The sequence below is a fragment of the Mongoliibacter sp. genome, assembly GCF_007692705.1.
In the GTDB taxonomy this organism is placed as follows: Bacteria; Bacteroidota; Bacteroidia; order Cytophagales; family Cyclobacteriaceae; genus Mongoliibacter.
Genome location: NZ_REBN01000282.1, coordinates 1 through 6,745, shown reverse-complemented (window position 1 = coordinate 6,745; position 6,745 = coordinate 1). Strand labels below are relative to the sequence as shown.

Annotated in this window: 4 protein-coding genes; 2 read left to right on the top strand and 2 right to left on the bottom strand. The window is 38.4% G+C overall.

The features are described from left to right. Positions 1-402: 402 nt before the first annotated feature. The gene (locus EA341_RS18930; protein WP_293016745.1) at positions 403-909 is read right to left on the bottom strand and encodes a metallophosphoesterase family protein; all 507 of its coding nucleotides are present in this window, start codon (positions 907-909) and stop codon (positions 403-405) included. Positions 910-1,387: 478 nt separating this feature from the next. Between EA341_RS18930 and EA341_RS18925 the strand changes: the two genes are divergently transcribed. Further along, positions 1,388-2,368 carry a pyruvate dehydrogenase complex E1 component subunit beta gene (locus tag EA341_RS18925; RefSeq protein WP_293016743.1) on the top strand — a complete coding sequence of 327 codons (981 nt, stop codon included), beginning with the start codon at positions 1,388-1,390 and terminating at the stop codon, positions 2,366-2,368. Positions 2,369-2,725: 357 nt separating this feature from the next. On the opposite strand, the gene EA341_RS18920 is transcribed toward EA341_RS18925, so the two are convergent. Beyond that, the gene (locus EA341_RS18920; RefSeq protein ID WP_293016742.1) at positions 2,726-5,248 is read right to left on the bottom strand and encodes a TonB-dependent receptor; all 2,523 of its coding nucleotides are present in this window, start codon (positions 5,246-5,248) and stop codon (positions 2,726-2,728) included. A 277-nt stretch (positions 5,249-5,525) separates the two neighbouring features. On the opposite strand from EA341_RS18920, the gene EA341_RS18915 reads away from it, so the two are divergent. After that, positions 5,526-6,599, top strand: a complete 1,074-nt coding sequence (locus tag EA341_RS18915; protein WP_293016741.1) for a sensor histidine kinase — start codon at positions 5,526-5,528, stop codon at positions 6,597-6,599. The last annotated feature ends 146 nt before the right edge of the window (positions 6,600-6,745 follow it).

The window sequence follows — 6,745 nt, the reverse complement described above, 5'->3', positions numbered from 1 at the left end:
CGTTGGGAGTTTTTTGGGGTTTCGGCTTCTTGTCAGCCCTCCGAGTTTCACTCGGTGTAAATACCCTTCGGATTTTAACCCCTTTCAGGGGTTGGGGTTCAGTTAGTATTGCAGGTAGTTTCTTCATTATTGGATCAAAAAATGGTTTCCAATAAACCCTAAAAAAATCAATTTCAATTGTATCGAGTTAGGCAAGTCCGATTTACTTCTAAACTAATATAGGCCTTAAACTAGACACTAATAATCCCGAAGGCCTGCCTGTCGGCTAGACAGGGATTAAATACCAAAGGTTATTTACCCCGGATGCAATCCGGTGGCTTGGCATGAGGCCGTAACTACTTTCACCAACCCCGATAGGGGTTGAATTAAAGCAGAAACTTTGGATCAAAAGGTATATAATCTCTATTTCAATCGCCCCCTTTTCCCCAATTCCACTACCCTTAAGTTTTGGATTTTGCCCGAATTGATTTCAAAAAGCAGCAAAGTTCTCATCACATGAAAACCATGCTGCCCAATGGCTCCGGGATTCATATACAAACAGTTTAATTCTTTATCATACTCTACCTTGCAGATATGAGAGTGTCCGCATACAAACAATTGAGGTTTTTCTTTTTTTAGCAAAGTCTTTATCCCCTTGGCGTATCTCGGAGGCTTTCCACCAATATGAGTCATCAGGATTTTCATGCCAGCCAGATCATAAATCAAGGTTTCAGGATACAATTCCTGGGTTTTCTCATCATCAATATTACCTACAATTACCCGAAGGGATTTACCTGATGGCAATGCATCAATTACTCCCAGGTCACCTATATCACCTGCATGCCAAATCTCGTCTACATCTTCAAGATACTTGATGGTAGCCTCGTCGATATAACTATGAGAATCAGAAATCAATGCAATTTTTACCATGGCTGAATATTTAATAGAATTTGATTTTCCACTTTATCTCCAATAGACATATTTAACTAAATTGAACATCCCTATGGAACCAATATCAATAAATTTCTCATATCAAATTAATATCCGGATCTTCTAAACCATTTATTAGCTGGATAATGGTGTCATTGCGGATATCCACATAATGGAATAATACTTCACTCCTCTAATATCGATTTGATTTAAGAAAATCACCTTATTGATACGCTTTTATACCAACGGTTTTTTTTGGATTCATGAAAAAATCAATGTGATACCAAAAGACAAAACACAAGCTATCCCTCTGTAAATGGGCAGAGTAGCCATGTTATCATTCAAAAAGAATACCCCCTGTAAGATTTTTGGATTTCATTTCTTCCCAAATCCTGCTAAAATAAGGCCTTGAATGCCAAATCTTGTTTTGGATTTGAGGGATTAGTTCCTATTTTTACGAGCCAAAATATTGTTTACAATGAGAGTAATTCAATTCAGAGAAGCTTTAAGAGAAGCCATGTCAGAAGAAATGAGACGCGACAAAAACGTGTTTCTCATGGGAGAAGAGGTGGCAGAATATAATGGTGCCTACAAGGTATCTCAAGGAATGTTGGACGAATTCGGTCCTGACAGGGTGTATGATACACCTATTTCAGAGCTGGGATTTGCTGGATTAGGAGTAGGTGCAGCCATGAACGGACTGAGACCTATGATTGAGTTCATGACCTTCAATTTCTCCTTGGTTGCTATAGATCAGATCATCAACTCAGCTGCAAAAATGTTAGCCATGTCAGGTGGTGCATACAGTGTTCCCATTGTATTCAGAGGTCCTACAGGTAATGCTGGTCAGCTTGGTGCTACGCACTCATCCAACTTCGAAAATTGGTTTGCCAATACCCCTGGACTTAAGGTAGTGGTACCTTCCAACCCTTACGATGCCAAAGGTTTGCTCAAGGCTTCAGTAAGAGATGACGATCCAGTCATTTTCATGGAATCTGAATTGATGTATTCAGACAAGGGAGAGGTACCTGAAGGCGAGTACTTGTTGCCAATAGGTGTGGCAGATATCAAGAGAAAAGGTAAAGACGTCACTATTGTATCTTTTGGGAAAATGATGAAAGTGGCTTTAGAAGCTGCAGAAGAATTGGCCAAAGACGGTGTAGAAGCTGAGGTAATTGATTTAAGAACTGTTAGACCTATTGACTATGCTACAGTAGTAGAATCCGTGAAAAAGACCAACAGATGCGTGGTAGTAGAAGAAGCCAATCCGATTGCAGCGATTTCCTCAGAAATTACTTATCACTTACAAAGAAATGCTTTTGATTACTTGGACGCCCCAGTTGTAAGGGTCAACTCAATGGATATTCCTTTAAGCTACGCTCCTACGTATATCGAGGCTACTATTCCAAATGTGAAGAGAACTTTGGATGCGGTAAAAGACGTGATGTACAAAAAGTAACCATAACAGATTAAATTTATATGGCCTTTGGAAGCAATTCCAAAGGCCTTTTTTATTTATTACTCTACACTCCTGCCCTGCTCCTTACTGGCTCAAGTTTTTAGATATGGTTTTCTTCACCCCTGGTTCAAGTCTTCAGACTAGGCCCCCAGTTTTCAAACTGCAGAATTTAAATAACACCTGAAAATTCATTAAGTCTATAAAACCCCGATAGACCTGAAAACCCTCTAAAAAAAGTCCTCCGAACTTTTACACTATATAATGTCTCATATCTCGATCCTTCCTCCCTCCCTATAACTCCCAAAAAAAAAACCACCCTGCATAGCAAGGTGGCCTCTTACTTTATCAATCAATCTCTTAATTATTATTCATTACTGCACCAGAAGCACCTCCACCATCACCTTCTTTAATATCGTCGTTGGTAACCCCTCTTCTCTTCCTTCTTGGCCCATCCATGCTCAACTTTCCTATTCTATAGTTGAAGTTGATTTTGAAGTTCATGTTTCTCATGGTATTGCTACCCTGCTGCATGATAGTTGGCGTGTTCAACTCATTCCTGATGACCATTTCTCTGGTCACAAAGTTTTCTGCACCAAAACCTATACTTCCTCTTTTTTCATTGAACTGCTTATTCAAATTCAAGCTATACATTCCAAAACCACCAGCAAATCCCTGCAGTTGAACTTGTCTACCCCTTGCAAAAGCAAAAGACTGAATCTGCCAGTTATTTGGCAGGGAATAATTTGCGAACAACCTACCACTAATCACAAAGCCCTGATTGGATGCAGCAAACATCGGATCATCCAGTCCATTGGTCAAGTCAGCATAATATCCATCAATACTGCCATTCAGAGAGAATTTACCAGAAAGATTGACATTTGAGAATATTGAGAAACCATAAGCCCTTTCAAATCCAATATTTTCATAAGTGGTATAGATAATATCGTCGTCCATTACTGTTCTCACGGGCTGAATGGAACCTGTTGTATTTCTAAAATAGGTAGTGAAATTCAAACTAGAGCCTTTGAAGAAGGTGCTGTAAGACATTTCATAATTGTCTGTCAACTCAGGGTCCAATAATGGATTACCTTGGGTAATCTGTTGTGGGTTGGCCGCATTGATGTTAGGGTTCAAGAAGTTCAAGAATGGTCTCTGCACCCTTCTGTTGTAGGCTGCCTTAATCATATTTCCTTTCTCAAGCTTTCTACTTAAGTTTACACTAGGAATTAACAAGCCATAAGAAGGTATATCAGCATCAATCTCTGAATTCCTGAAATCTGCATTGATATTAGTGTATTCGTATCTCAAACCTCCTTTGAAAGAATAATCTTTAAGAAAGTTGGTTGTATAGGAAGCATAAGCTGCCGTTACATTTTGATCGTAGCTAAACTCATTGGATAAGTTGATGTCGTCAACTTTTTCAAAATCACCATCAGCGCCTTCAGCCGTGAAATATGCAAAATCACTTTCAGCTCTTCTTAGGATATTTTTAGCTCCATATTCCAAAATCTTATTCTTCCCATCTCCTATAGGAGTCACATAATCCAACTGCACTGTAAATTCCTGATTTCTTCCCAGGTTATTGTTTTTGACTCTACTTAAGATATCATCAAATGTTCCAGTGTAAAGACTATTGATAAAATCATTGGTAAGGTTATTTTGACTATACAAACCTGAAATACTGAATTCCTTCATCGGTTTTTCGTAAGTCTTGGTATAGTTGTAATTTACATCCACGTTATTTGATAAGTTCCTGACATTTACATCTCTCAGTAAACTGCTCACCAATTCCTCCTCCATAAAAGTTTCTGTCAACAAGCCATCCTGACGGTTTTGCATATTTCTCAACCCAAAACTGACTGAAGTGGTCATGAAGTTGTGTTCATTGATTTCATAATCCCAACCGAAATTATATCTCCCAAACATCATGTTTGTTCTGGTATCTGCGGATTGAAGTATGTTTAAAGTGCTTCCATCCGCATTGGTCACCATTTGGTTATTGTCAAAAGCACCTATGATGTTATACCCTGCTCTACCGAAGCCACCTAGAGTCCAACCCATTTTGCCTCTTTTCAAACTCGCATTCAAACCTAAGTTTGAACCCCTGATTCCAGCACTGGAATTGACATTGAGTGTGGCACCTTGAAGGTTGTTTTTCTTGGTCACAATATTGATTACCCCACCTGTACCTTCAGCATCATATTTTGCAGATGGTGAAGTAATCACTTCAATAGACTTGATTTCTTCAGCAGGGATTTGTTTTAAAGCTTCAGACACATTTGAAGCGACTATTGCTGATTGCTTGCCATTGATAAGGACTAAAATATTGGAACTTCCTCTCATGGAAACATTACCATCTAAGTCAACCGACAACATTGGAACTCTTCTCATTACATCAGCCGCATCACCTCCAACTAGCGTGCGGTCATTTTCAGCATTATAAATGGTTCTGTCTACTTTTTCTTCAATCAAATCTCTCTGACCCATCACTGTCACTTCCTCCAATGCAACAGCATCAGTTTCCAGAGCCAAATTACCCAAATTGATATTGGAATTACTTTCAGATATGGTGATGGTGGAAGATGAAAATGGCTCGAAACCCATAAAGGATACCAAAATCTTATATTTACCATTTTTAAAGTTTGTAATCACAAATTCTCCGTCAAAATCTGCAACAGCTCCCGCCACGCTTTTTTCTGTTTCCAGATCAATTAAAGAAACCGCAGAATAAGCAACAGGTTCACCTGAACCTTTTTCCATAACCTTTCCTGATATTCTGTAAACAGGCTCTTCAGCTGATTCGGTTTGGGTAAAACCATTTAAGGATACTCCCAGTATCAAAAAGGATAAAACAAGTAATTTTTGGTAATAGGTCTTCATATTCGTGTCGTAAAATATTGTGATGTATGTTGGTAAGACAGTTTTCGGTAACAAAGGTTTTAAAACCGGGTATCAAAAAAAAATCTATTAGACCATACTGGGTATTACATCGATGAAGTGGGCTTATTTAAGGATGAACATATTCACCAATTACCAAATCCGAATTTTATCTCATTTATCTGGGATTTCATCTATCAAACCAGCCTATCTGTAGATAAAAGTAGTCAAAACGCAAAATTTTATTTTAGTTTACTGAAAAATCACCTATTTTAATAAAATGCAGGAAGTGAATATCAAAAAGAACATATCCATTATCACCCATGTATTGGGCTGGGCCATTTTTGGTTCATTGCTTTTTCTTTTGATTCCTTTATCGACAAGGCTGGATTTTCCTGAAGAATTCTGGACCAAACAGATTATGATGTTTGCTATTTTGGTAGCAGCATTCTATTTCAATTACTTTTATCTTATTCCAAATACCTTATTCAAAAACAGGGTGGGTGTTTTTCTTGCCTTGAATTTAATCGGTGGACTTGCATATATAGGAATCATCATAATTTTTGATAACCTGGTCAATATGCAACAATTAATGCATGAAGTATTCCGACCTGATACCGCTTACGTAAAGAGGCCCAGGAACCTAACTTTCGATTTTTACAATGTGCTCATATTTTATATGGCTGTAGGTGTCAGTACCAGTGTTGCAACAGTTCAAAAATGGCAGCAGGATGAACAGCTCAGGTTTGAGCTTGAAAAGGCAAAAACCAATTCAGAACTTTCTTACCTCAAAGCGCAGATCAATCCCCATTTCTTTTTCAATACGCTTAACAATATTTATGCACTCACTAACCTGGATGTAGAACAAGCCAAAACAGCTTTATTGAAATTAAGCAGGATGATGCGGTATGTGTTGTATGAAACTGAAAAAAACCAAACCCTTCTTAGCAAGGAACTGGATTTCATCAAGGACTTTATAGAACTTATGAAAATGAGGTTATCCACGAAAGTCCAATTAGACATACAGCTACCTGAAAGAATTGAAGATGCTAACATTGCTCCAATGTTATTTTTGCCTTTTATCGAAAACTGCTTTAAGCATGGAATCAGTTCACAACAGGAAAGTAAAATTTATATCCGTTTATCAAAAGAAGGCAATCAGCTGTCTTTTGCAGCCAAAAATGATATTTTCAAGGCTAAAGAGAATACGCCTGAAGGTCAATCCAGCGGTATTGGCTTGAACAATACCAAAAGGAGGCTGGAGTTGCTTTATCCTAATCAGTATCAACTCGAAATCAACGATAACACCAATTCCAATACCTTTTCTGTGGATTTAAAACTCACCTTGACATGAAATCGAGCCTGCCCAGAGCAGGCGGGCATGATCCCGTACCTACGGGATCACACACTGGGATGATTGTAAACCATGCGAAGATTCTCCCGAAAGTCGGGACAGGCTATCCCGAAAAACCGGGACAAGTTATGTCAATTGAAAAGAAA

Bases quoted from the DNA above. Each gene is read 5' to 3' on its own strand.
- EA341_RS18930 (WP_293016745.1), bottom strand. From the start codon at position 909: ATGGTAAAAATTGCATTGATTTCTGATTCTCATAGTTATATCGACGAG.
- EA341_RS18925 (WP_293016743.1), top strand. From the start codon at position 1,388: ATGAGAGTAATTCAATTCAGAGAAGCTTTAAGAGAAGCCATGTCAGAA.
- EA341_RS18920 (WP_293016742.1), bottom strand. From the start codon at position 5,248: ATGAAGACCTATTACCAAAAATTACTTGTTTTATCCTTTTTGATACTG.
- EA341_RS18915 (WP_293016741.1), top strand. From the start codon at position 5,526: ATGCAGGAAGTGAATATCAAAAAGAACATATCCATTATCACCCATGTA.